17 protein-coding genes are annotated in these 22,079 nt (G+C 66.7%); 12 read left to right on the forward strand and 5 right to left on the reverse strand.

All coding sequences use genetic code 11. The annotated features are described in order from the left end of the window. Nucleotides 1-193: 193 nt before the first annotated feature. From G4L39_RS03050 to G4L39_RS03065, 4 genes are read left to right on the forward strand one after another with little or no spacing between them, the layout of a single operon-like run. A complete protein-coding gene (locus tag G4L39_RS03050) occupies nucleotides 194-1,411 on the forward strand; it encodes an aspartate kinase (RefSeq protein ID WP_165105810.1) in 1,218 nt (405 codons plus the stop codon). Between the two features lie 54 nt (nucleotides 1,412-1,465). Next, nucleotides 1,466-2,296: a 2-phosphosulfolactate phosphatase gene (locus tag G4L39_RS03055; RefSeq protein ID WP_165105811.1), complete on the forward strand. Its 831-nt coding sequence runs from the start codon at nucleotides 1,466-1,468 to the stop codon at nucleotides 2,294-2,296. 9 nt (nucleotides 2,297-2,305) lie between these two features. Next, a complete protein-coding gene (locus G4L39_RS03060; RefSeq protein WP_165105812.1) occupies nucleotides 2,306-3,196 on the forward strand; it encodes a glycosyltransferase in 891 nt (296 codons plus the stop codon). Nucleotides 3,197-3,245: 49 nt separating this feature from the next. Next, entirely contained in the window at nucleotides 3,246-4,082 is an 837-nt protein-coding gene (locus tag G4L39_RS03065) for an HAD family hydrolase (RefSeq protein WP_205880745.1), read from the forward strand. 22 nt (nucleotides 4,083-4,104) lie between these two features. Here the strand turns inward: G4L39_RS03065 and G4L39_RS03070 are convergent, their stop codons facing one another. From G4L39_RS03070 to pheS, 3 genes are all read right to left on the reverse strand, one after another. After that, nucleotides 4,105-7,929, reverse strand: a complete 3,825-nt coding sequence (locus G4L39_RS03070) for a glycosyl hydrolase (RefSeq protein ID WP_165105815.1) — start codon at nucleotides 7,927-7,929, stop codon at nucleotides 4,105-4,107. A gap of 87 nt (nucleotides 7,930-8,016) precedes the next feature. Beyond that, nucleotides 8,017-9,195: a hypothetical protein gene (locus G4L39_RS03075; protein WP_165105817.1), complete on the reverse strand. Its 1,179-nt coding sequence runs from the start codon at nucleotides 9,193-9,195 to the stop codon at nucleotides 8,017-8,019. A gap of 166 nt (nucleotides 9,196-9,361) precedes the next feature. Continuing rightward, nucleotides 9,362-10,378, reverse strand: a complete 1,017-nt coding sequence (pheS, locus tag G4L39_RS03080) for a phenylalanine--tRNA ligase subunit alpha (RefSeq protein ID WP_165105818.1) — start codon at nucleotides 10,376-10,378, stop codon at nucleotides 9,362-9,364. An 842-nt stretch (nucleotides 10,379-11,220) separates the two neighbouring features. Here pheS and G4L39_RS03085 point away from each other — a divergent pair. The 8 genes from G4L39_RS03085 (at nucleotide 11,221) to G4L39_RS03120 (ending at nucleotide 20,265) form a co-directional block, all read left to right on the forward strand. Further along, the gene (locus G4L39_RS03085) at nucleotides 11,221-11,505 is read left to right on the forward strand and encodes an acylphosphatase (RefSeq protein WP_240893759.1); all 285 of its coding nucleotides are present in this window, start codon (nucleotides 11,221-11,223) and stop codon (nucleotides 11,503-11,505) included. A 13-nt stretch (nucleotides 11,506-11,518) separates the two neighbouring features. Continuing rightward, nucleotides 11,519-12,241 (forward strand): metallophosphoesterase family protein, encoded by a 723-nt coding sequence (locus G4L39_RS03090; RefSeq protein ID WP_165105820.1) that lies wholly within the window; start codon nucleotides 11,519-11,521, stop codon nucleotides 12,239-12,241. Nucleotides 12,242-12,280: 39 nt separating this feature from the next. Beyond that, a complete protein-coding gene (locus G4L39_RS03095) occupies nucleotides 12,281-13,237 on the forward strand; it encodes an ELM1/GtrOC1 family putative glycosyltransferase (protein ID WP_165105822.1) in 957 nt (318 codons plus the stop codon). Next, nucleotides 13,234-14,358, forward strand: a complete 1,125-nt coding sequence (locus G4L39_RS03100) for a glycosyltransferase family 4 protein (RefSeq protein WP_165105823.1) — start codon at nucleotides 13,234-13,236, stop codon at nucleotides 14,356-14,358. Before G4L39_RS03095 ends, G4L39_RS03100 begins: the two co-directional genes overlap by 4 nt. A gap of 41 nt (nucleotides 14,359-14,399) precedes the next feature. Further along, nucleotides 14,400-15,782: an FAD-linked oxidase C-terminal domain-containing protein gene (locus G4L39_RS03105; RefSeq protein ID WP_165105825.1), complete on the forward strand. Its 1,383-nt coding sequence runs from the start codon at nucleotides 14,400-14,402 to the stop codon at nucleotides 15,780-15,782. Nucleotides 15,783-15,986: 204 nt separating this feature from the next. After that, entirely contained in the window at nucleotides 15,987-17,075 is a 1,089-nt protein-coding gene (lpxD, locus tag G4L39_RS03110; protein WP_165105837.1) for a UDP-3-O-(3-hydroxymyristoyl)glucosamine N-acyltransferase, read from the forward strand. Nucleotides 17,076-17,123: 48 nt separating this feature from the next. Further along, nucleotides 17,124-19,259, forward strand: a complete 2,136-nt coding sequence (locus G4L39_RS03115; RefSeq protein WP_165105839.1) for an ATP-dependent DNA helicase — start codon at nucleotides 17,124-17,126, stop codon at nucleotides 19,257-19,259. A 190-nt stretch (nucleotides 19,260-19,449) separates the two neighbouring features. Continuing rightward, a complete protein-coding gene (locus G4L39_RS03120; RefSeq protein ID WP_165105841.1) occupies nucleotides 19,450-20,265 on the forward strand; it encodes a glycerophosphodiester phosphodiesterase family protein in 816 nt (271 codons plus the stop codon). A gap of 179 nt (nucleotides 20,266-20,444) precedes the next feature. On the opposite strand, the gene G4L39_RS03125 is transcribed toward G4L39_RS03120, so the two are convergent. Both G4L39_RS03125 and G4L39_RS03130 read right to left on the reverse strand, forming a co-directional pair. Further along, complete coding sequence (locus G4L39_RS03125) at nucleotides 20,445-20,924, reverse strand: hypothetical protein (protein WP_165105842.1); 480 nt, start codon at nucleotides 20,922-20,924, stop codon at nucleotides 20,445-20,447. Then, nucleotides 20,924-21,886, reverse strand: a complete 963-nt coding sequence (locus G4L39_RS03130) for an AAA family ATPase (RefSeq protein ID WP_165105844.1) — start codon at nucleotides 21,884-21,886, stop codon at nucleotides 20,924-20,926. Before G4L39_RS03130 ends, G4L39_RS03125 begins: the two co-directional genes overlap by 1 nt. Nucleotides 21,887-22,079 lie beyond the last annotated feature (193 nt).

Here is a 22,079-nt window from a genome sequence, read left to right on the forward strand (position 1 = left end):
ATATTCAACGCCGAACCCAAAAAATCTTCACCCGCCGGTGCAATACCTCAGGCGATGGCTAAGGTTTGGGGGGACGCCGGTGGCGACCGTGTCCGGGCTTTTCAACGGCCTCGGGCTTGCGTAGGGTGGAGGTTCGGCAACCGGCCGTGCCGGTCAAAATCCGCGGATTGCCGGGCGCCGGATGCAGGGATCTATGGCTTTGATCGTGCAAAAGTACGGGGGGACCTCGGTCGCCAATACCGAGCGCATCAAAAACGTGGCGCGTCGGGTGGCCGAATATCATCGGCGGGGCGACCAGTTGGTGGTGGTAGTTTCGGCCATGAGCGGCGTGACCGACGGGCTGATCAAACTGGCCAAGGAAATCACGCCGCTGCCCAACGAACGGGAGCTGGACGTGCTGCTGGCGACCGGCGAGCAACAGACCATTGCCCTGACGGCCATGGCGTTGCACGCGCTGGGTGTGCCGGCGGTCTCGCTGACCGGGGCCCAGGCGGGCATTGTGACCGACGGCGTCCACACCAAGGCCCGGATCCGCAACATCACGCCCAAGGCCGTGCGCGAACTGTTGCAATCCGGCGCGGTGGTCATTGTGGCCGGTTTCCAGGGCGAGACCCCCGAGGGCGAAATCACCACGCTGGGCCGGGGTGGATCCGACCTGACCGCCATCGCCATGGCGGCGGCGCTGAAGGCGGATCTTTGCCAGATTTACACCGACGTGGACGGCGTTTACACGGCCGATCCGCGCATTGTGCCGACGGCGCGCAAGCTGGAGGAGATCTCCTACGATGAGATGCTGGAGCTGGCCAGTCTGGGCGCCAAGGTGATGCAAAGTCGCTCGGTGGAATTCGCCAAGAAATTCGGCGTGGTTTTTGAAGTTCGTTCCAGCCTGAACGACAACCCGGGAACCATCGTGAAAGAGGAAACCAAAAGCATGGAAGGGATCGTGGTGCGCGGCGTGTCGCTGGACAAGAACCAGGCCAAGGTCACGCTGGTGGGTGTGCCGGACCGGCCCGGTGTGGCCGCGCGCATCTTCAAGGCCCTGGGCGATGCCGCCATCAACGTGGACATGATCGTCCAGAACATCAGCCACGGCGACGGTCCGCCCACCACGGACCTTTCGTTCACCGTGGACAAGGCGGACCTGCTCAAGGCCCGCAAGGTCATTGAAGCACTCCAGCCCGAGCTGGGGTTCCGCGAGGTGCTGGCCAACGAGAACATTGGCAAACTCTCCATCGTGGGCGTTGGCATGAAGAGTCACACCGGCGTGGCCGGTAAAATGTTCGAGGTCCTGGCCCGCGAGGGGATCAACATCGACATGATCTCCACCAGCGAGATCAAGATCTCGGTGGTGATTGACCTGGCCAGGGCCGAGCAGGCCATGCGGGCCGTGCATGCGGCCTTCATTGGTTGAACGGCAGTCCCGCCACCGATCCTTTCGGTCCGGGGGCGCAGCCCCGTCGCCGGCATGCCCGCAGTCATCCATGCCCTCCTGAGCCCGGCGGAATGGGCCGTGCCCGGTCGGGCCGCGGGTGCGGACACGATCTGCGTGGTCTTTGATGTGCTGCGGGCCACCAGCACGGTCGTTACCGCCCTGGCGCACGGGGCCCGCGGAATGATTCCGGTGGGCACGTTGGAAGAGGCCGTGGCATGGCGCCGGCGCGATCCGGAATGTTTGCTGGCCGGTGAACGGGGTGGTTTGCGGCCCGGTCCGGATCAGACCGGCGGTGTGCCGTTCGATTTTGGGAACTCTCCGCGCGAGTTCACGCCCGAACGGGTCCGGGACCGTCTCATTGTTTTCACCACCACCAACGGGAGCCGCGCGCTGCAGGCGTGTGAGGCGGCGCAAGCCGTGCTGGCCGGCTCGTTTCTGAACCTGGGCGCCACCGTGCAGGTCGTGCGGCGGCTTGAACCCCGCCGGGTCACGCTGGTTTGTGCCGGTACGGGCCCGGAGACGGCCCTGGAAGATGTGCTGGCGGCGGGGGCTTTTTTGGATCTGTGGCGGGGTATGGACACGGAGGCCGCATGGACGGACGCGGCCGCGGCGGCCTGGCTGGCGTGGTGCCGGGCTGCCGGGGATTTGTCGGCCGCTCTCCGGTACTCGGCCAATGCCCGTCGTCTGGCCGCGCGGGCGGGACTGCGGGACGACATCGCCTGGTGCCTGCAGCGCGACCGTTTTGAATGGGCGGTGTGGTGGGCCGGACCGGAGGCCGGATTGCGCGGGGCACCACCCGCCGCGGCGGTGGCGGCACTGGATTCGCGCAGGCGCAGCCTTTCATCTCCGCCCGGCCTGTGCTAGTCCATGGGCGTGGCCGAGCCGAGCCTGTTGCTCCTGATTCCCGCGTACAATGAGGAGCGGCGCATCGAACCGGTGCTGCGCCGGTACGCCGAGTATTTCAGCCGCCATTACACCGGCCCGTTTCAGATCGTTGTGGTGTTGAACGGCTGCCGCGACAACACGCGCGGCGTGGTCGAGCGGGTGGCGCGGGATCATCCCTGCATCCGGTGGCTGGAGTTTCCCGATCCGATCGGCAAGGGTGGCGCCCTCATCGAAGGGCTGAAACTGGCGGGGCAGGCGGAGGCGATCGGTTACGTGGACGCTGACGGTGCCACGCCGCCGGAGGCGTTTCACGCGCTGGTTCGACGGCTCGGGGAGGCTGACTGCGTGATCGGCTCGCGCTGGTTGCCGGGGGCCGTGCTGCACATTCCCCAGAGCAGCCCCCGCCGCTTTGCCAGCCGGGTGTTTCACGCCATCGTCCAGTTGTTGTTCCGCATGAACATCCGGGACACCCAGTGCGGCGCCAAGGTCATGCGGCGGGAGGCGATCGAGAGAATCCACGCCCATCTCACCATTGCCGACATGGCCTTCGACATCAACCTGCTCTACTGCCTGAAACGGGCCGGCTACCGCATCCTCGAGGTACCGACCGAGTGGACGGACCAGATCGGCTCCAAAGTGCGCCTGTTCCGCACCTCGCTGACGATGTTGTTGTCCGTGATCCGGATCCGGTTGATCTATTCGCCGTTTTACCGGTGGTTGCGGCCGCTCCGACCCCTGGAGGCGTGGCTGTACAAGAAATTGCGCGCCCCCGTGCCGTTGCCGGGGCCCGATCCCGCGCAGATCCAGCCCGCGGCACCCCGGCAGCCCACGCTGCACGATTCCGCGCCTCCGGGACCCGCCGGCCGCAAGACGGGATGAACCCACCGCACGGGCCACGGACCGCGTCCTCATGCACCATTCTCTGTCATTGAGCGGGTCCATCGAATTTGCTCCGGCATTCGAGCCGCGGCCGGAGATTCGGGTGGTGTTGTTCGACCTGGACGGAACGCTCTCCCTGTTACGTTCGGGCTGGGCCGAAGTCATGGCGGATCTTTACGCCGGGTCGTTACCGGCCCTGCCGGGGGAAAGTTACGAGGCCCGGCGGCAACTGGCGCTGCAGGACATCCTCAGCCTCAACGGCCGGCAAACGTTGCACCAGATGATCCGGTTGACGGAACGAATTCGCGAGCGCGGCGGGCGACCGGACGAACCGGAGTCGTACAAGCGGGAGTTCCTGCGCCGGTTGACCGGCGCGGTGGAACCGCGGAAGGAGGCGGTGCGGCGCGGGACCGTGCCGCCGGAGAGATGGCTGGTGCCGGGTGCCCGCGCGTTTCTGCGGCACCTGCGGGAGCGGGGGCTGGTTCTGTACCTGGCCAGCGGTACCGACGCCGCCGCCGTGGAGGAGGAGGTTCGGTTGCTGGGGTTGGAGGAATTTTTTGCACGGCCGTTGTTTGGGGCCCGGGACGAGTCCTTCACGAAAGCTGCAGTGATTGAAGAGATCCTGCGCCGGCACGACCTCAGGGGCCGGCAGTTGCTGGCCTTTGGCGATGGCGTGGTGGAGATTGGCGACACCTGCGCCGTGGGCGGGCTGGCGGTGGGCGTGGCCGTGGACGAGACGAATCCCGGTCGCGGCCGGTTGGACGAGGCCAGGGTCCGTGCGCTGCGAGCGGCGGGGGCGCAGGTGGTGATTGCGGACTATTCGGAAGGGCCGGCCCTCCTGCGGGTTCTGCTGGGCGAAGTACCGCCGCCCGGTCAAGCCTCGTAGGCTGGCACCGGGCATTCCGGGCTCAAGGGGCGCGCAACCGATAGAACACCGGACCGGGCCCGGCCGGCCAGGGCCAGGCATTGGTGAAAGCCGACCCGGGCACGACAAACCAACCCGCCGGATCGGTCACATCGGTCGCGTTGGTCTCCAGCAACCATCCCCGATACGGGTCGGGCCAGGTCAGCCGCCCCTGCCCGGCCGACGGTTCCCACCCAAAGTTCAGTCGGGGACGTTCGCCGACCGGGACCCGCACCACCTCCAGGCCCCCTTGCGACAGCAGATTCGTGTTCCAGCCCAGCCCCGGGGGCAGGGGCGGCAGGCTGATCGCGGACCACTGCACCGAGGGGTTGACCGCTTCAAGCCAGGTGAAGACCTGCCCCGGCTGGAATGCACCGGGCTGTCCGGACAGGTTCGTTATCGTCAGGGCGGCCGTGCCCGTGACACTGCCGAGGACACGCAGCACGGCCTGCGTGGCTTGCAGGGGATCGAGCCCGATCCTCAGAACGCTGCCGGGTTGGAAATCCACGTCCCGCACGGTCAGTCGACCCGCCCCATCCACACCCGGGGCGCAAGTACCCCCGGATTGAATGCGCACGGGGCCCGGAATCGTGCCGGTCCCGCCCAGGACCGCGCCGGCACCCACGGTGACCGGGCCCGACCCCAGGGTGCCCGTGACCCACAGTGTACCGCCCAGGACCTGGGTGGTGTTGGTGTAGGAGTGCGTGCCGCCCAGCGTGAGTGTGCCGGTACCGATCTTGATCAGGCCGATGGGCGCGCCGTTGGTGGCGGCACGGATCGAGCCGGTGACCCAGTGATCTCCCGAACCGGAAAACACCACGTCCCGGCCACCGGTCAGGCTGCCGATGTATTGGATCGGACCCAGCACGCGCAGCAGGCCGGCCCCGGATTCGAACACCACCCGGTTGCCGCCGACCTCGAGGTAGATCGGACCGCTCAGAAGGTTGGTGCCGGAGACATTTCGGACGGCGGCACCCGAATGGTTCCGGCAATGGATCAGCATGGATCCGGGCACCACGATGGATCCCTGGGCACCGTCCAATTCAAGCATGGAACTACCGCTGTTGTTGTTCCGCAGGGTCAGACGTTGCAGCGTGGTCAGCGCCCCCGGATGGGCGGCCCGAACGATGCCGTCGGACGCTGTTGTGCTGCCGGTGTCGAGGTAGGCCGTGCCGGTGCAGCGGTTGTCACCGGCCAGAATGAGGGTTCCGGGGCCGATCCTGGCCCAGCCGTTGGTACCGGCCAGCGGGACGGCCAGGGTGACGAAGTTGGTGACATAGAGTCGAGGCGATTCACTGGTGCCCGAGTCCAGGGTGAGAGTGGCATCGTTCGTGCCCGCCAGGGTCCAGCCCTGGGCACCGCTGAGGTCGCCGAACCGCAAGGTGCCGATGATTTGAGGGGTATCGAGCCACACCGTGCGCGGGGCGGTGATGTTGAGGGTGGAGAAATCGGCGGTCTGGCCCGGACCGGCCGCGATCCGGCCGCCCTCCCACCGCGAGGGGTCGCTCCACAGGCCGTCCGAATCAGCCACCCAACGGCCGCTGGCCTGGGTGGGGCGGACCTGGATGATCCCCACGGCGAACGCATTGAGTCCGGCGGCATCTGTGACGCGGACGGTCACGTACTGGGGGCCTGCGGCATCGCTCGGCGGGGTGCCCGTGATCTGGCCGTTCAGGGCGACCTGGACCCAGTCCGGGCCGGCGGTTTTGCGGAAGCCCACCAGGGTGTCGCCGGGATCCGGGTCCCAAGCGGTTCCGGCCAGCGTGGCGGAGAAGGGTTGGCCCCCCACGGCGGTTCCGAGGTCGAAGACCTGGTTGGTGAACTGCGGCGGTTGATTGGTCAGGAGGCGTGCGATCTGGTCGGCGGTCATGACGTAGTCGGTGATCAACACCTCATCCAGGATGCCGGAGAAGTGCGGGTCGGCCGGCCATTGGCTCCGGCCCAGGAAGTTGTACCGCGGCTGGAACTGGGCCGGCGTGATGGAGGTGGTGGCGGTGGCGACCCGGACCCCGTTGACGTAGAGCTGGGCGCTGGTGGCGCTGAGAGTGACGGCCACATGCGTCCACCGGTTGACGGGCAGGGCGGAGGTTTCGACGAATTGTGTCGTGTCGCCGTTGCGCAGGCCGAAGCGCAGGGTGCCGGCGCTGCTGCGGGGTGTCAGGAACATGTACTGCGTGGTGCTGTTGCCGAAGTCGAAGATCCGCTGCCAGTTGGCACCGCCGCGCCAGTACACCCAGGCAGCGAAGCTGAAGCCGCTGGACCGTGCAATGCCCGGCGGGAGGCTGACGCGGGTTTGCACCCCGTCGAAGACCAGCGCCCGTCCGCGCACGCCGTTGGTGAAGACCGGGCTGCCGGTGGTCACGCCGTGGTTGCCGTGGCCGGATTCATCCCGCACATGACCGTCCATGGAGAACTGGGCGATGCCGCGCGTGCCGGGATCAAACCCGGTTTGCAGATATCCGATGCGGGAGGGTTGGTCGCGGTAGGTGACTCCGGCCGGTGTGAGGCTGCCGTCGTCCCATTTCACACGCCGGACGTCCTCCACCCAATTGTAGAGGGCGTACCGTTCCACCCAGGGCGTGTCTTCCAACATTTGGATCATGGCGGCGATGCAGGCCTGTTGCTGGGCAAAGGTGGGGTCGGCACAACTCGTCCAGTTGGCGCCGTTGTTCCATTCGGTGATCCAGATCGGCCGTTTCACCTGGTCGTAGGTGGCCTTGAGGAAGTTGTAGAATTGGTTGGCGGCTCCCGCGGGGTCGGCCGGGTTGTAGCACCAGTAATAGTGGACTGCGACGAAGTCCACGCGCAGCCCGGCTGCATCCGCCTGCTGGAGGAACGGATACAGCCAGCTGTTGCGGCCTCCATCCGAAGGGGCAGGCGAACCCACCCGGAGACCCGTGGCCAGCAGTTCCGGCCACGCGGCCAGCGCATCGGCCACGCTCAGGTTGGCCTGGTCCGGTCGGTCGGGCTCGTTGAACCCCAGCAGATGCACCGAGCCGCGGGCGCGCCAGTCCTGGTTCAATCCCGGCCACCACCGGTTCTGCTTGATCGGCACATACTCCAGGTCCGCCGTCGAGTTCCGGTTCAGGTTCCAGTTGTATTTCCAGCCCACGTTCAGCCCCGATTCAATGTCCCCGGCGATTCCCTTTTTGGACGTCCATCTCCAGGGGATCACATACACGAAGCGGACCCGATCGCTGAGCTCGGGCGGAAGCAACCCCATTTCCACGTCGCCGTCGGCGGCCACGTAGTTGCGGCTGAAGCCGGTGCCGTCCTCGCGTTCCGCCAGGGTCACCGCGTAACCGCGTTTCAACCGGAACGATTGCACCGCCCCCAACCACGATCCCAGCCCGGCTCCCCGGAAATAGACGTAGGACGTCAGCGACGTGGACGCGCCCGTGAAATGCGGTCCGGAGTACAGCGTCAACGGGCGGAATGAAGTTCCGTGCGGGACAATCACCGTGCCGTCCCCGTAGGGTACGACCCGGCAATTACCGCCCACAACGGCTGCCGCCCGGGCGATCTGCACCCGGCTCAGCAGCGTGGTGGCCACCACCGACGGGCGAATCGAGGTGAACACCAGGTAAGCATCCGGCGAATCGAGGCTCACGGTGCTGCCGGGCAACGGTTGGGGTGCACCCGTCAACCGCAGTTCGCAACGGCCGGTGACCACCACAAACACGTTGGTCAGGCCGGCATAGGTGGGCACCCCGCCCTCGAGCACCAGATCCTGCGCCACCAGTTGCAGGGCCGGCAGCAAACCCACCAGCCAACCCCATCCCCACCGGGCCAACGACCTCCCTGTGCGTAAACCCAACCTGGCAGACATGACAGATCTCCCATCGCACAAAACGCACACGGGGGCAATTCCCCCGTTTGGGGGATCCCGTGGACCGAAACGACCGGCTCGCCCGGCTCAGTTCCCACGCCAGAGCCGGAAAAAGGCGCGCGATCGGAACGGGTTTTCCGGACCGATCAACGCGGCCCGGCTCTTCTGCAGATCCACCTGGACCAACAGAGCCACGCTGTGCGCGCCGTACCCGTCCGAACGCAGCGCGCGCACCCCGTAGCCGTAAGCCAGCATCGCCTGCCAGGCGGCACTGCGGTAGCTTACGCCCACGCTCACCCCTTCGTGCCACCGACCCGCCAGCGGCACCCCGGGCAGGTCATCCACCCACGCTGCCGAACCGGAGACCGTAGCGAACCATTGGCCCGCAGGGTCCAGCGGCCACGACAGCGACGCGTGGCCCAGCACGAAACCCTCCGCAGACAGTTCCTGGAAATAGTAGCCCGGCAAGGCCACGGCAAACTCCGACGCAAACGGCAGCACCGCCCCCAGCCGATACGCGCCCAGCCGGTCCGTCTGCGCGCTCCAGGCCGCCGTCAGCCCGGCGGACCAGTGCACCCCCAACTCCTCATGCGTATGTGCCAGCAGCAGGCGCAACCACCCACGATGATTCCACCACTCCAGCATCCGGTCTCCGCCGAACCCGTAGGCTCCGGCGCGGGTCCGGCGTTCGAGCTCGTACCAGAGCGACAGTTCCAGAGCGGCCCGGGGGAACAGGACCGGTTCGCTTCCGCCCCACCGCAAGCCCGTCCGCATCCGCCATCCGAAGTGGTCCGGGGGCAATGCAAACCCGGGCGCGGTGTCGTCTTCCTCGTCGTAATCCGCGTAGAACCCTGAGAACCGGAGCACCGCCTGCAGCGGCACCCGCCAGCCGGGGTCGAGGCGGTGGTAAAGAGCGACCGAGGCCGACCCCCCGTGTCCCACAAACGATTCGGCCGGGATGTAGCGGCCGCGCCGGATTTCGTTGTAACTCTCACCGAAGCCGCCGCCCGCCACCCCGAACGCGAGGTGGGTCTCCCGACCCAGCGCTTCGCGCACCACCAGTTCACTGTCCAGATACACCGGCGCCACCGCCAACCGGAGGGTCAGGTTGGACGCGGCAAAGCCCGGTTGATTGCGGTAGTAGAACGCATAGCCCGAAAAGGGCGAATGCCCTTGAAACGCCTGGTTGTAACCAAACTGGATCAGGTCCCGCGATTCGGGATCCACCTGCGCCTGCACCGTTGCCGGTCCGCAACCGACCGCCATCCAACCGATCCAAAGGCAAAGACATGCCCACGGACCGTCCGGTCCGGAATACCTGGTCGTGCCCCTGCCGTGCATGCAACCCCTCCACCTTTCGAGTGCGTCGACCCCAACCACGGAAGCCTGCCGACCGGCCGCCGGGCAGCTTGACCCGGCGCGACCGCAGAGTTCAGAACTGATGCAGGAACCGCAGGTCGTTCTCGTAAAACAGCCGGATGTCCGGGATCCCGTACCGCAACATGGCGATCCGTTCGATTCCGAACCCGAACGCCCAGCCGGTCCACACCTCCGGATCGTAGCCCACCGTCTCAAACACCACCGGGTTCACCATCCCGCATCCGGCGATCTCGAGCCATTCGCGTCCCATCTTCCGCGTCAGCGCGTTGCTGAAATCAATTTCGTAGCTCGGCTCCGTGTAGCTGAAGTAGTGGGGTCGAAACCGGATCCGCACGTCCCGCCCCATCAACTCGCGAAACACATGCTCCACCGTGCCCTTCAGATCCCCCACGGTCACCCCGCGGTCCACGTACAAGCCCTCGATCTGGTGGAAGGTGGGATTGTGCGTCGCGTCGGCATTGTCCCGCCGGTACACCCGGCCCGGCACAATGATCCGCACCGGCGGCGGTTGGCTTTCCATCACGCGGATCTGAACGCTGGAGGTGTGCGTGCGCAGCAGCCATCGGCCCCGCGGCCCGGCCGGGTCCGGCAGGTAAAACGTATCCTGCGTGTCCCGCGCCGGATGATCCGCCGGCGTGTTGAGTGCATCGAAGCAGTGGTACTCATCTTCCAGCTCCGGCCCGTCTGCCACCGCAAACCCCAGCCGCCGGAAACTTCGCACAATGTCCTCGATGACCTGGGTCAACGGATGCAACCGACCCACCCGACGTCGCCGGCCCGGCAACGTGAAGTCATACGGCACCTTGGGCCGGGCCGCCTCCAGTTCCAGTTCCCGACGTCGCGCCGCCAGGGCCGCCTCCAACTCCGCCTTGACCGCGTTCATGGCCTTGCCGGCGGCGGGTCGTTCCTCCTTCGGCAGGCTGCCGAGGTGCTTCATCAGGGCCGTGAACCGACCGTGCGAGCCCAGCCAGGCCGCCCTGGCCTGATCCAGCGCCGTCAGATCACCCGCGGCCGCAAACGCGGCCAGGGCCTCCTGCTTCAACGGTTCCAAATCATTCCACCATGCCATGCCGCTGCGCATTAAAGGCCAAACCCGGCCGAAATCACAGCGCAAAAGTCGGCCCGACCGCTCCCGCGTGTCGGGTGGAGTTTGCGCCCGGCCACGCCTGCCGGCGCGCACGGCCCGGATCTATCCATCCCCGAGACCGGCGGTCCGGCTGCCCCGGGAGAGACGGTCGTAGAGGTGCTTGCGACTCCGAGGGCAATCCGCAGCGGCGGTGTACATTGGCGGTTCAAGCCCGTGCCGCCCGGGGAGCTGCACAGAGCCGGCCTTGCCGGATTGGATCCGGCCGGCCGGAAGATTGCAGGGGTGCAGGTTTGGACCCTTGCGGGGTGCTCGACCGGTTCTATAGCCCTTGCGGTGCGGGTGCAAAGGGCACGAACCGGCCTCGCGGGGGGCGGTGGAGGGCCATGGTCCGGGTCCGGATCTCTGGAAGGCCGCCCAACCTGAGGTCGTCCGCCGTGCCCTGCCGCGCGTGGCGGTTTGCCCGGGGGCTGAAAAATTCCCGGGCGGGCGCACAACCATCAGAGGTCGCGTGGGATCCCGGCCGTCCGCACCCGGTTTTCCAGAACCGGGCGGCGACGAAGGGTGGAGCGTCGGGACGGGGACAGGCTCGGAGCCGGTATGCGCCGTGCTGCCGCTCGGGGAAAGTGGCGCCGCGTTCTGCGGGATTTGGGGCTTTGCAGCCCGCAGGTGTTGCAGGGGGCGGTTCGGGCCTGGGTGGCCGGGTGCCCGGGAAAAGCATTGCGCGCGCGGGGTGGTTGTGGCTTCATGCTGCGGGAGATTTCGGCCCGGGCAGGGTTGAGCGTTGGAGCAACCGACGGGCCGGCGGGTTGCGAATTCGGGATGCCATGGCAGAAACCGGCCGATTCCGAATGACGGTTTTGTATTCGGGCCACGTGCAGGGTGTGGGCTTCCGATACACCACCAGTCAGGTGGCGCGAGGGTTTGACGTCACCGGGACGGTGCGGAACCTGCCGGACGGGCGCGTTGAGTTGATTGCGGAAGGGACACGTGAGGAGCTGGAAGCGTTTCGGGAGGCCATCCGGAGTTCCATGGGCGGGTTTATCCGGGGCGAGGAGGTCAGTTGGTCCGAAGCAGTGGGTGGCATGCAAGGGTTTCGAATTGTAGGTTAGACAGGTCATAGCGATGAAGTTTGCGATCCTGGCGGACATTCACGGCAACCTCGAGGCGCTGCAGGCAGTGCTTGAGGATGCCCGGAAACAGGGGTGCACGCATTACGCGTGCATCGGGGACGTGGTGGGCTACGGCGCCAATCCTAAGGAATGCCTGGACATCATCCGGTCCATGGGAATGCCGTGCGTGAAAGGCAACCACGACGAGTACTGCTCGATTGAGGAGGATGCCGAGGGTTTTAATCCCCTGGCGGCCGAGGCGGTGATGTGGACCCGCCAGCAACTGAGCGAGGAGGATCGGCAGTGGTTGCGGGACCTGCGGTATGTCCGCATGGTGACCAATTTCACGATTGTCCACGCCACGCTGGATGCGCCGCAGCGTTGGGGGTACGTGTTTGACAAGCTGGCTGCGGCGGCCAGTTTCCCCTACCAAAACACGCCGGTATGCTTTTTCGGGCACACGCACGTGCCGGTGGCCTTTGTGCGGGACAGCGTGGTGCGCGGCGGCACCTATTCGAAGTTCAAGATCGAGCCGGGCAAGAAGTACTTCATCAACGTGGGCGCCGTGGGGCAGCCGCGGGACGGCAATCCGAAGGCCGCCTACGTGGTGTACGACGTGGACGAGGGCACGGTGGAGCTGCGGCGGTTGGACTACGACATTGCCACGGCGCAGAAAAAGATCCGCGCCGCCGGCCTGCCCGAGCGGCTGGCGGAGCGGCTGGCTTACGGTCGGTAACCGCGGGGGGAACCGGCTGCGGCCGGAGACGGGGGCCCGATGCAATCGTTCGTGGCTGCCAGCGCCGGACCGGTGGGGCGGCGGCTGCACCGGATCCGGGTGCTATCCGACGGGCGTCCGGGGCATGAGAACCAGAGTTTGGGGTTGGCGGAGGCTCTGGCGCGGCGCACGGGTGCCTCGGTGGACTGTCAACGGCTACCCGACGTTGGCGGGCCGCCTTTGCGGTGGTGGGCGGCCGTGCGCCACGGCGGCCCGGCGCCGGACCTGATCCTCGGGGCCGGTCACAAGACCCACCTGGCCTTGTGGTTGGCGGCGCGCCGTTTTGGTGCGCGCTCGGTGGTCATCATGAAACCCACCTGGCCCACGTTCCTCTTCGACCTTTGCCTGGTGCCACGCCATGACCTGGAAGGCGGCCGCGCCGGTCCCCGGGTCGTTCCCACCTGGGGGGCCCTGAGCCGCATTCCCGAAGAACTCCCCCCCAAGGAACCGCGCGGGTTGATTCTGTTGGGCGGCCCCTCCCGCAGCCACGAGTGGGCCGGGGACACGTTGATCCCGTGGTTGCACGAGGTGGTTGCGGCCCGACCGGAGTTGCATTGGGCGGCGGCCGATTCGCATCGGACTCCGGCGGGATTCCTGACCGCGGTGGTGCGTGCGGGTGTGCCGGTGACACCCTTGCCGCGGGAACGCACCTCGAGCCGGCAGTTGTTGGAACAACTGTTGGTGGCCGAGGAGGTATGGGTGACCAGCGACAGCGTCTCGATGGCCTTTGAGGCGGTGACGGCCGGTGCGCGGGTGGGGTTGTTTCCCATGCCCGTGCGGGATGCCGGCGGCGGGCCGGTGCGCGCCCTGGAAACCTTGGTGGAGGGCCGGTACGCGACCTTGTTTCCGGCGTGGCGATTGCAGGGGCGCCGTCTGCCGCCGCCGCGGCGACTGCACGAGACGGCCCGTTGCGCCGCGCTGATCCTGGAACGGTTTTTCCCGGGACACGCGCCATGAAGGTGTTGCAGGTCGTTCCCGAGTTGAACGAGGGCGGCGTGGAACGGGGCACGCTGGAGGTGGGCCGGTTTCTGGTGCGGGAGGGGCACGAGGCGGTGGTGATCTCGCACGGCGGCCGGTTGGTCCCGGTGTTGGTGGCGGCCGGGGTGCGTCACGTGGCGATGCCGGTGCATCGGAAGGGGCCTCTGGGCCTGCTCTGGATCCGGCCGTTGCGCCGCTGGTTGCGTCGGGAGCGGCCCGACATTCTGCATCTGCGATCGCGCTGGCCCGCCTGGCTGGCCTGGCTGGCCTGGCGCGGATTGGATCCGGCCGGGCGCCCGCGGCTCGTCACCACGGTGCACGGGTTTTATTCCGTGAACGCCTATTCGGCGATCATGATGCGGGGCGAGCGGGTGATTGCCGTGTCGGACAGCATCCGCGCCTACATTTTGCGGCATTATCCGGGGACCGAACCGGATCGCATCCGCGTGATTCCGCGTGGCGTGGATCCGCAGGAGTTTCCACGGGGGTTTCGTCCGGATGCGACCTGGTGGGAACGTTGGCGGCGCGAACATCCGCAACTGAACGGGCGCCGGCTGGTGACGCTGGTGGGTCGGTTGACCCGGCTGAAAGGGCACGAGGATTTTTTGCAGGTACTGGTGCGGTTGCGGGATCGGTGGCCGGGCGTGGCGGGCGTGGTGGTGGGTGGCGTGGCGCGGGGCAAGGAGCGGTATCGGGGCGAGTTGTTGCGGGAGGTGGAGCGGCTGGGGTTGAAGTCGCGGGTGTGGTTTTTGGGGCATCGGAGCGATGTCCGGGAGATCCTGGCCGTTTCGGATGTGGTGTGTTCGTTGTCGCGCCAGCCGGAGTCGTTTGGTCGGACATCGTTGGAGGCATTGGCCCTGGGGCGGCCCGTGGTGGGATACGATCACGGCGGTGTGGGCGAACAGTTACGGGTGTTCCTGCCCGAGGGCGCCGTGCGGCCGGGGGACGTGGACGCTGCGGCGGCGGTGGTGAGTCGGTTTTTGGAGAGTCCGCCGGAGCCGCGACCGGTGGGACCACCGTACACGCTGGAGGCCATGTGCCGGAGCACGTTGGCCGTGTATGAGGAACTCTTGTCCGGAGGGGCCCTGGTTCAACACTAACTTGCCGTGGCGGGCGTTTTTACCGATGCTGCCGGCTGCGTATGGGCTTGCCTGATCCTGTCTTGGCCGGGCTGAGGGAAATCGTGGGGCCGGATCATTTGCTGACGGCGCCGGAGGATTTGATTCCGTACTCGTTCGACGGCACGGCGGCTTTGCAGCAGATGCCGGGGTGTGTGGTGTTCCCGCGCGAGACGGCCCAGGTGTCTGCGATTCTGAAACTGGCGCAGCGGACGCGCACGCCGGTGGTGACGCGCGGCTCGGGCACGGGCCTGAGCGGCGGGAGCGTGCCGGTACCGGATTGCATCGTGCTGTGCCTGGCGCGGATGGACCGGATTCTCGAACTGGACCGCGCCAATCTGACCCTGCTGGCGGAGGCCGGGGCCACCACCCAGGCCATCGCCGAGGCGGCGGCTGCGGCCGGACTGTTCTACCCGCCGGACCCCGGTTCGATGAAAATCTCCACCATCGGCGGGAACGTCGCGGAAAACTCGGGCGGCCTGCGCGGGCTCAAATACGGCATCACCCGCAATTACGTGATGGGCCTGGAAGTGGTGCTGGCCGATGGCGAGGTGTTTTTCACGGGCAACAAATGCGTCAAAGACGTGGCGGGCTATTCGTTGAAGGACCTGTTCATCGGGTCCGAGGGCACGCTCGGCGTGATTACCAAGGTGCTGCTGCGGTTGATCCCCAGGCCGGCGGCCAAGAAAACCCTGCTGGCGCTGTACGATCAGATGGAGGCGGCGGCCCAGACGGTGTCGGACATCATCGCCTCCCAGATCATTCCCTGCACGCTGGAGTTTCTGGACCGGACCACGTTGCAGTGTGTGGAGGCATATGCTCATGTGGGGTTGCCGCTGGATTGCGAGGCGGTGCTCTTGATGGAGACCGACGGGCACCCGGCCGCGGTGCAGGAGGAGGCGGCCCGGATGGAGGCCATTGCCCGGCGCAACGGCGCGCGCGAGGTGCGCGTGGCCGGGGACGAGGCCGAAGCGATGCGTCTGGCGGCGGCCCGCCGCAATGCGTTTTCCGCCCTGGCGCGGGTGGCCCCGACAACCATTCTCGAAGATGCCACCGTGCCGCGCAGTGAACTGGCGCGGATGGTCCGGTTCGTTCAGGAGGTGGCCCGAAAATACAATCTGAAGATCGGCACGTTCGGCCACATGGGCGACGGCAACCTGCATCCCACCTTCCTGACCGATGAGCGGAATCCGGAGGAGATGCACCGGGTGGAGGCCGCCGCCCGCGAGATTTTTCAGGAAGCCATCCGGCTCGGCGGAACGATCACGGGCGAGCACGGCGTCGGGCTGGCGAAGAAGCCATTCCTGCCATTGCAATTGAACCCGGTGGAAATGCGGGTGCTGAAACAGTTGCGCCAGGTGCTGGACCCGCAGGGGATCCTGAATCCCGGCAAGATGTTCGATTGAACCGGTGCGGGTGGGTGCGGCTGGTGGGTTGAGACCGACGGCTTGAAGGGGGTGGAGATCGCCGGGGTTCCCCCACCGGGCCGGGGCCTGTCTTCGGCCCCGGGCCACGGTGGGCAGGGGTGGAGCTTGCGGTTGCGTGTGGAGGCGGGCCGTTCCATAGTGGAGGTCCGGGCCGGCAACCTGCCCGGTTGCGGCCTGTTACCTATGCCATTCACAGCGGCTGAGATTGCCCGGCATCTGGGGGGTGAGGTGATCGGGGACGGGTCGGTTCTGCTCCACCGGTTTGCACCGGCAGACCGGGCCGAACCCGGAGACCTGACCTTTGCGGAGAACGAGGTGTTTCTGGCCCGGGCCGAACAGGGTCGGGCTTCGGCGATCCTTGTGGATCGACCGGTGCAGTCGGCCAAGACGCTGATCCGGGTTCCCAACGCCCGGATTGCGTTTGCCAGGGTGTTGCCGCTGTTTTTCCCCGAGGTCCGGCCGGAACCGGGCATTCATCCGACGGCGGTGGTGGGGGAGGGGGCGCGTGTGGATCCGACGGCCCACGTGGGGCCGTGGTGCGTGATCGGGGCGCGTGCAGTGGTGGGGCCGCGGTCGGTGTTGTGGGCGCAGGTGTACGTGGGGGAGGATTGTGAGCTGGCCGAGGACGTGTGGCTGTTTCCGCAGGTGGTGTTGTATCCGCGGACGAAGCTGGGGGCGCGGGTCCGGATTCATTCCGGGACAGTGATCGGGAGTGACGGTTTCGGTTACGTGCAGGACGGGCCGGTGCATTTGAAGGTGCCGCAGGTGGGCTCGGTGATCATTGAGGAGGACGTGGAGATCGGGGCCAACGTGGCGGTGGACCGGGGCGCGCTGGGGGCCACGGTGATCGGGCGCGGGACAAAGATTGATAACCTGGTCCAGATCGCCCACAACGTGACGGTGGGGGAGCGTTGTCTGATCGTGGCGCAGACCGGGATTGCGGGCAGCACGCGTTTGGGCAATTACGTGGTGCTGGCCGGGCAGGTGGGGCTGGCGGGGCATCTGAAGATCGGCCATCGGGTGAGCGTGGCGGCCAAGTCGGGGGTCATGCACGACATCCCTGACGGCCAGAAATGGCTGGGCATCCCGGCGCAGCCGGATCGCCAGGCCAAGCGCCAGATCATCGCCCTGCAACAACTGCCCGACCTGCTGCGCCGCGTGTCGGAACTGGAAAAGCAGGTCGCGGCCCTGCAGGCGGCTTTGGCGGGAACGAACGCGGCGCCGCCGACATCCCCACCGGGCCCGCCCGGCGCACCGGCGTCCGGCACCTGACACGTCGGCGACGGAGACGGGCAGACGCACGGGAGGCAGGGACCCCGCATGATTGCCGTGGTGGATCCGTTGGCCGAGGCGAACGACCTGGTGGCGCAGGTCGAGGCCATCTTTTCCCCGCACGGTCTGCTCTCCAGGGCCAGGAACTTCGAGTACCGTCCCCAGCAGCAGGCCATGGCGGTGGCCGTGGCCCGGGCGCTGGTGCGTGGAGAGAGCCTGTTGGTGGAGGCGGGTACGGGCGTGGGCAAGAGCCTGGCCTATCTGATCCCGGCCATCCTGTTTGCGGTCCGGCACCGGAAACGGGCCATCATTTCCACGCACACGATCAACCTGCAGGAACAGCTCATCCAGAAGGATCTGCCGCTGCTGGAGCGCATCCTGCCGGTCAAGTTCAGCTATTGCATGCTCAAGGGACGCGCCAATTACCTGTGCACGCGCCGGCTGCACAAGGCGCTGGAACAGGCCCCCGCGTTGTTCACCTCGCCCGAACAGGCGGAACTGGAGCGGATCCGACAATGGGCACAACAGACCGACGACGGCAGTTTGTCGGATCTGGACCCGCAACCGGATCCGAAGGTGTGGGACCAGGTGTGTTCGGAGCGCGGTTTGTGCGCGCCCCGGCTGTGCGGACCGCAGTCCGAGTTCGCCCAACAACACGGGGTTTGTTTTTACCAGCGGGCACGGCAGAAGATCCTTTCCTCGGACGTGCTGGTGTTGAACCACACGTTGCTGTTTACGTTGCTGGGGGGGTGGGACGAGGAACCGCCGGACGGGGGCGTGCTGTTCAAGAATGATTTCGTGATCTTTGACGAGGCACACACGGTCGAGAACGTGGCGGCCCGTCACATCGGCCTGAGCCTTTCGTACGCGCAGGTGCGGTACACGCTGCAGCGGCTCTGGAACCCGCGGACGCAAAAAGGCTTGTTGGCCACACTCCGCAAGGGGGCCGCGGTGGCCCGGGTGGCGGAGACGCTGGAGGCGGCCGAGGCGTTTTTCCGGGAACTGGAAGCGGCCTGCGACGAACTGGCACGGACCAGCAGGCCAAGCGGCCGCGGGGGCGACGGGGACGAGGGCGAACGCGGCGGGGCCGCCGGCTGGACCGAATTGCGGATCCGGCGACCCGATCTTGTGCCGGACCGCCTCACGGTGCCGCTGCAACGGTTGCGGGAGGCGATCGGGGAATTGATCAAGGCCAGCGAGGACCGTGAAATTGGCGAGGAACTGGCCGAATGCAATCGTCGTCTGGGCGAACTGCGCGAGGCGGTGGCGGTGTTCCTGAGCCAGAGCGCGGAGCACCATGTTTATTGGGTGGAACGTGCCGGCCGCACGCAGCAAAACCTGACGCTCAACGCCGCCCCGGTGGAGGTGGCGGATTATCTGCGCAGCCGCCTCTTTGAGAGCGGCACCAGTATCATCATGACCAGCGCCACGCTGGCCACGCGCCGGCCGGATGAAGGTCCGCGACCCAACCCTGCGGAGGCCCGGCCGGGCCGGGAAGGGACCGGCCCCGGTGGCCTCGACTATTTCGCACGCCGCGTCGGTGGCGAATCGGCGGTGCAACTGCAGGTGGGCACCCCCTTCGACTATGCCCGGCAGATGAAACTCTACGTGGTGGGCAAAATGCCCGACCCGCGCGAACCCGGTTACCGGGACGCCCTCGAACACTGGATCGAGCATTTCCTGCGGCTGACGCACGGCAAGGCGTTCGTGCTGTTCACCAACACCCGGCTGATGCATGAGCTGGCCGCGCGTTTGGAGCCCAAACTGGCCGCGCTGGGCATTGAATGCCTCGTACAGGGCACCGGCACGCCGCGTTCGGTGCTGCTGGAACGGTTCAAGGAGGACGTCGACTCGGTGTTGTTCGGCACCGACAGTTTCTGGCAGGGGGTGGACGTGCCCGGAGAGGCCCTCAGCAACGTGATCATCACGCGGCTGCCGTTTGCGGTGCCGGACCATCCCCTGATCGAGGCGCGCATCGAGGCCATCGAGGCCCGCGGCGGCAACGCGTTTCAGGAGTTTTCCCTGCCGGAAGCGATCCTGAAGTTCCGGCAGGGGGTCGGGCGGTTGATCCGGACCAAGACCGACACCGGCATTGTGGTGGTGCTGGACAACCGCATCCTCACCAAACGTTACGGCCGCGCGTTCCTGGAGGCCCTGCCCCCATGCCCCGTCGAAATCGTCTGACCGGCATGCGCCGGGCCGACCGTGCTGCCCATCCATCACCCGGCCCCCACCTGGAGCTCATGCGGCCGTGCGCCCGGCCGGCTCCATGCGACGCACCGGCTGCCCGGGAGTCACGGGCCCTTGGTCCCCGGCCCTCGTCACGTCCATGACTGCACCGGCTCAACACCGGACCCCCGGTCCTGCGGAAGCCGTGATTGAGATCGCGCGGCCCCTGGTAATCGCGCACCGGGGGTTTTCGACTGCAGCACCCGAGAACACCGTGCCGGCCTTTCAGCTGGCACTGGCGGCCGGGGCGGATCTGGTGGAGCTGGACGTGCACCGGAGCGCGGATGGAGTGTGGGTGGTGATCCACGACGCCACGTTGGACCGCACGACCGATGCGGTGTCGCGCCGCGGACGCCGCAGGCAGGCTGTGCGCAACGTCACGTGGGAGGAACTGTGCGCACTGGACGCCGGTTCATGGTTTCAACCCCGGTACGCCGGCACCCGGGTGCCGTCCCTGACCGAAGCAGTGCGGCTCATCCGCACCGGGGGCTGCATCCCGCTCATCGAACGCAAGGCCGGTGAGCCAGCCGATCTGGCCCGGCTGCTGCGCGAACTGAATGTGGCCCGCGAAGTGGTGGTGCAATCCTTCGACTGGCACTTCCTGCGACTCGTGCATGAGGAGGCCCCCGAGATAACACTGGCCGCCCTTGGTCCCGCCTCGAGGCTTCCCGACGGCTCCCGAGGGGATCAGACCGATCCCTCCCTGGACGATGCCCGGGCCCGCCGGGCGGAACCTACCGGTGCTCGGGTTTTGGTGTGGGATCATTACCACATCCACGCGGCCGGCGTGCGCGCGGCGCAAAAGCGGGGGTTCAAAGTCTGGGTCTACACGGTCAATGCAGACCCTGATTATGAGCGGGTGCTGGTCGCGGGTGTGAACGGTCTCATCACGGACCAACCGGCGCGGTTGTGGCGGTTTCTGGCCCTTCGCAAAGGGCCCAACGCAACTCCCGGCCCGTGACGGCCCCGGGCGGTCACAACAGCAACAGTCGCCGCAATCTCGAGCCGAACGCGACCGCGTTTGTTCCGCGGTCCGGCCCGGCGTCACGGGGGTCGGCCGACCGATAGCTCGGTCCGGGACAGCGCAACGACCGGGTCCGTTTGTCGCAGGCAGGCAGGGGACGAAGCGGACCCCGCGGTTCAGGCCGGATTCAGGTGAAGGATGTCATGGACCCACCTGCGCAGGGTCTGCAATTCCGGACTGACCTCGGAAAGGGCCCGCAGGAAGTTGTGGAAGCCTGGTGACTTATCGAAACGCGGCTTATCCCGCAGCTTTGCAGGAGTGTCGGGGAGGCCAAACCTTGACGGATCCAGTTTTGCAGCGCCGGCACAGTGGTAAAGCCAGTCCTCGAGCCGGGGCTTCAGGACGATCAGGTGTCGTTGGGGCTGTGTGGTGTGGATGAGACGGACGGTCCATTGAAGCTGACTCAAGAGACAATAATTCGACATTTCTTGAGGTTGGGCCGCGCCGGGATCCTCGTCCACCATACCCAACCCGCAGGGAGCACGGCGCAGCCCGTTCATGACGTTGCCTTTACAACGTGCGTGGAGGACCAGGTGGCCGGGGACTCCCAGGACCTGAACCAGCAGCTTGTCCGCATAACACTCGACGTATACCATCACGGGGTTTCCAGGACGCTTTCGAGATCCAGGAACGGATCGGCCTCCAGCAACCGGGAGATCTGACCTTCGTTGAGTCGCGTGGTCAGGGTCTCGTGGTTCACGTACCTTGTTACGAACACGGACACGTCTTGTTGGGGTGCCTTTTCGATCACGGCGGCGAGCAGATACGGATTGTGGGTGGCGATGAAGTACTGGTGGAGTGGGTCCTCTGCGATCTGCTCGCCCAGGTGCTTGGTGTAGTACGGGAAGGCGTGGGCCTCAGGTTCCTCGAACACCAGCACGCCCGGCTGGTTGGAACTCATGGCCACTTTGTAGAACAACACGCGGCGCAGGGTGTCGGAGGCCACGCCCAGTGGATAACTGATCGCCACGCCATCTTTGAGTTTTTGCAGTTCCACGGCCTGTTCGTGAGGTTTGAACACGACGGCCAATCCGTAGGGCCGAAATAGTTCCGCCACCCATTCCCGCAGGGCTTTGGAACCGTACACCACGGAGAAAAGGTTGGGCCCGTGGGGTGGGATCAAGATACCGGGTTCGGCCCGGCCCGGCCGGGGCGCAGCGTCGTAGCGGTAGAACCGCACCGCGGACAGGTCCGGGATGGGTTCTGGCCGTCTGCCCTGTCCGTGCGGATCGAGCCTGCAAACGACCTGCCCGGCCACCTGGACGAGATAGGCGGCCTCTTCGAACCGGATAAGGGTCTCGACGTCCGGCGTGCCGCGGCACCGGATGCAAATCGGTTCCTCCGTCAGTCCGTCATGGAAGAGCTGATGGGTGAACTGGAAGCGGACGAACCGCTGCAGGTCGTCGTAAGGCCAGCCCAACCACGACAACAGACCGAGGGCTTCGAGGAGGTTGGACTTGCCCGTGTTGGGTTCGCCGATGAAAAGGTTGATCCGCTGGCAGTCCAGTTCCAGGTGTCGAACCGACTTGAATCGCTCGATGCGCACCGACTTGATCATGCGGTTTGCAGTGTAACGGGGTTCGGAACGGAAGACACGATCGGTTTCGAGGTCGTTCGTGTTTGTCCGGCGGCGGGTAGGGCGGGGCGCCGGTGGGTTGGCGGGCTGACCTGGCGGGGGCAGGTTGCGGATCACTCGCAGGGTCGGGCGGCGTGCCGGCCGGGTGGCATCGGCCCGTGAGCGGGGGCGGTCC

Source organism: Limisphaera ngatamarikiensis, assembly GCF_011044775.1.
Classification (GTDB): domain Bacteria; phylum Verrucomicrobiota; class Verrucomicrobiia; order Limisphaerales; family Limisphaeraceae; genus Limisphaera; species Limisphaera ngatamarikiensis.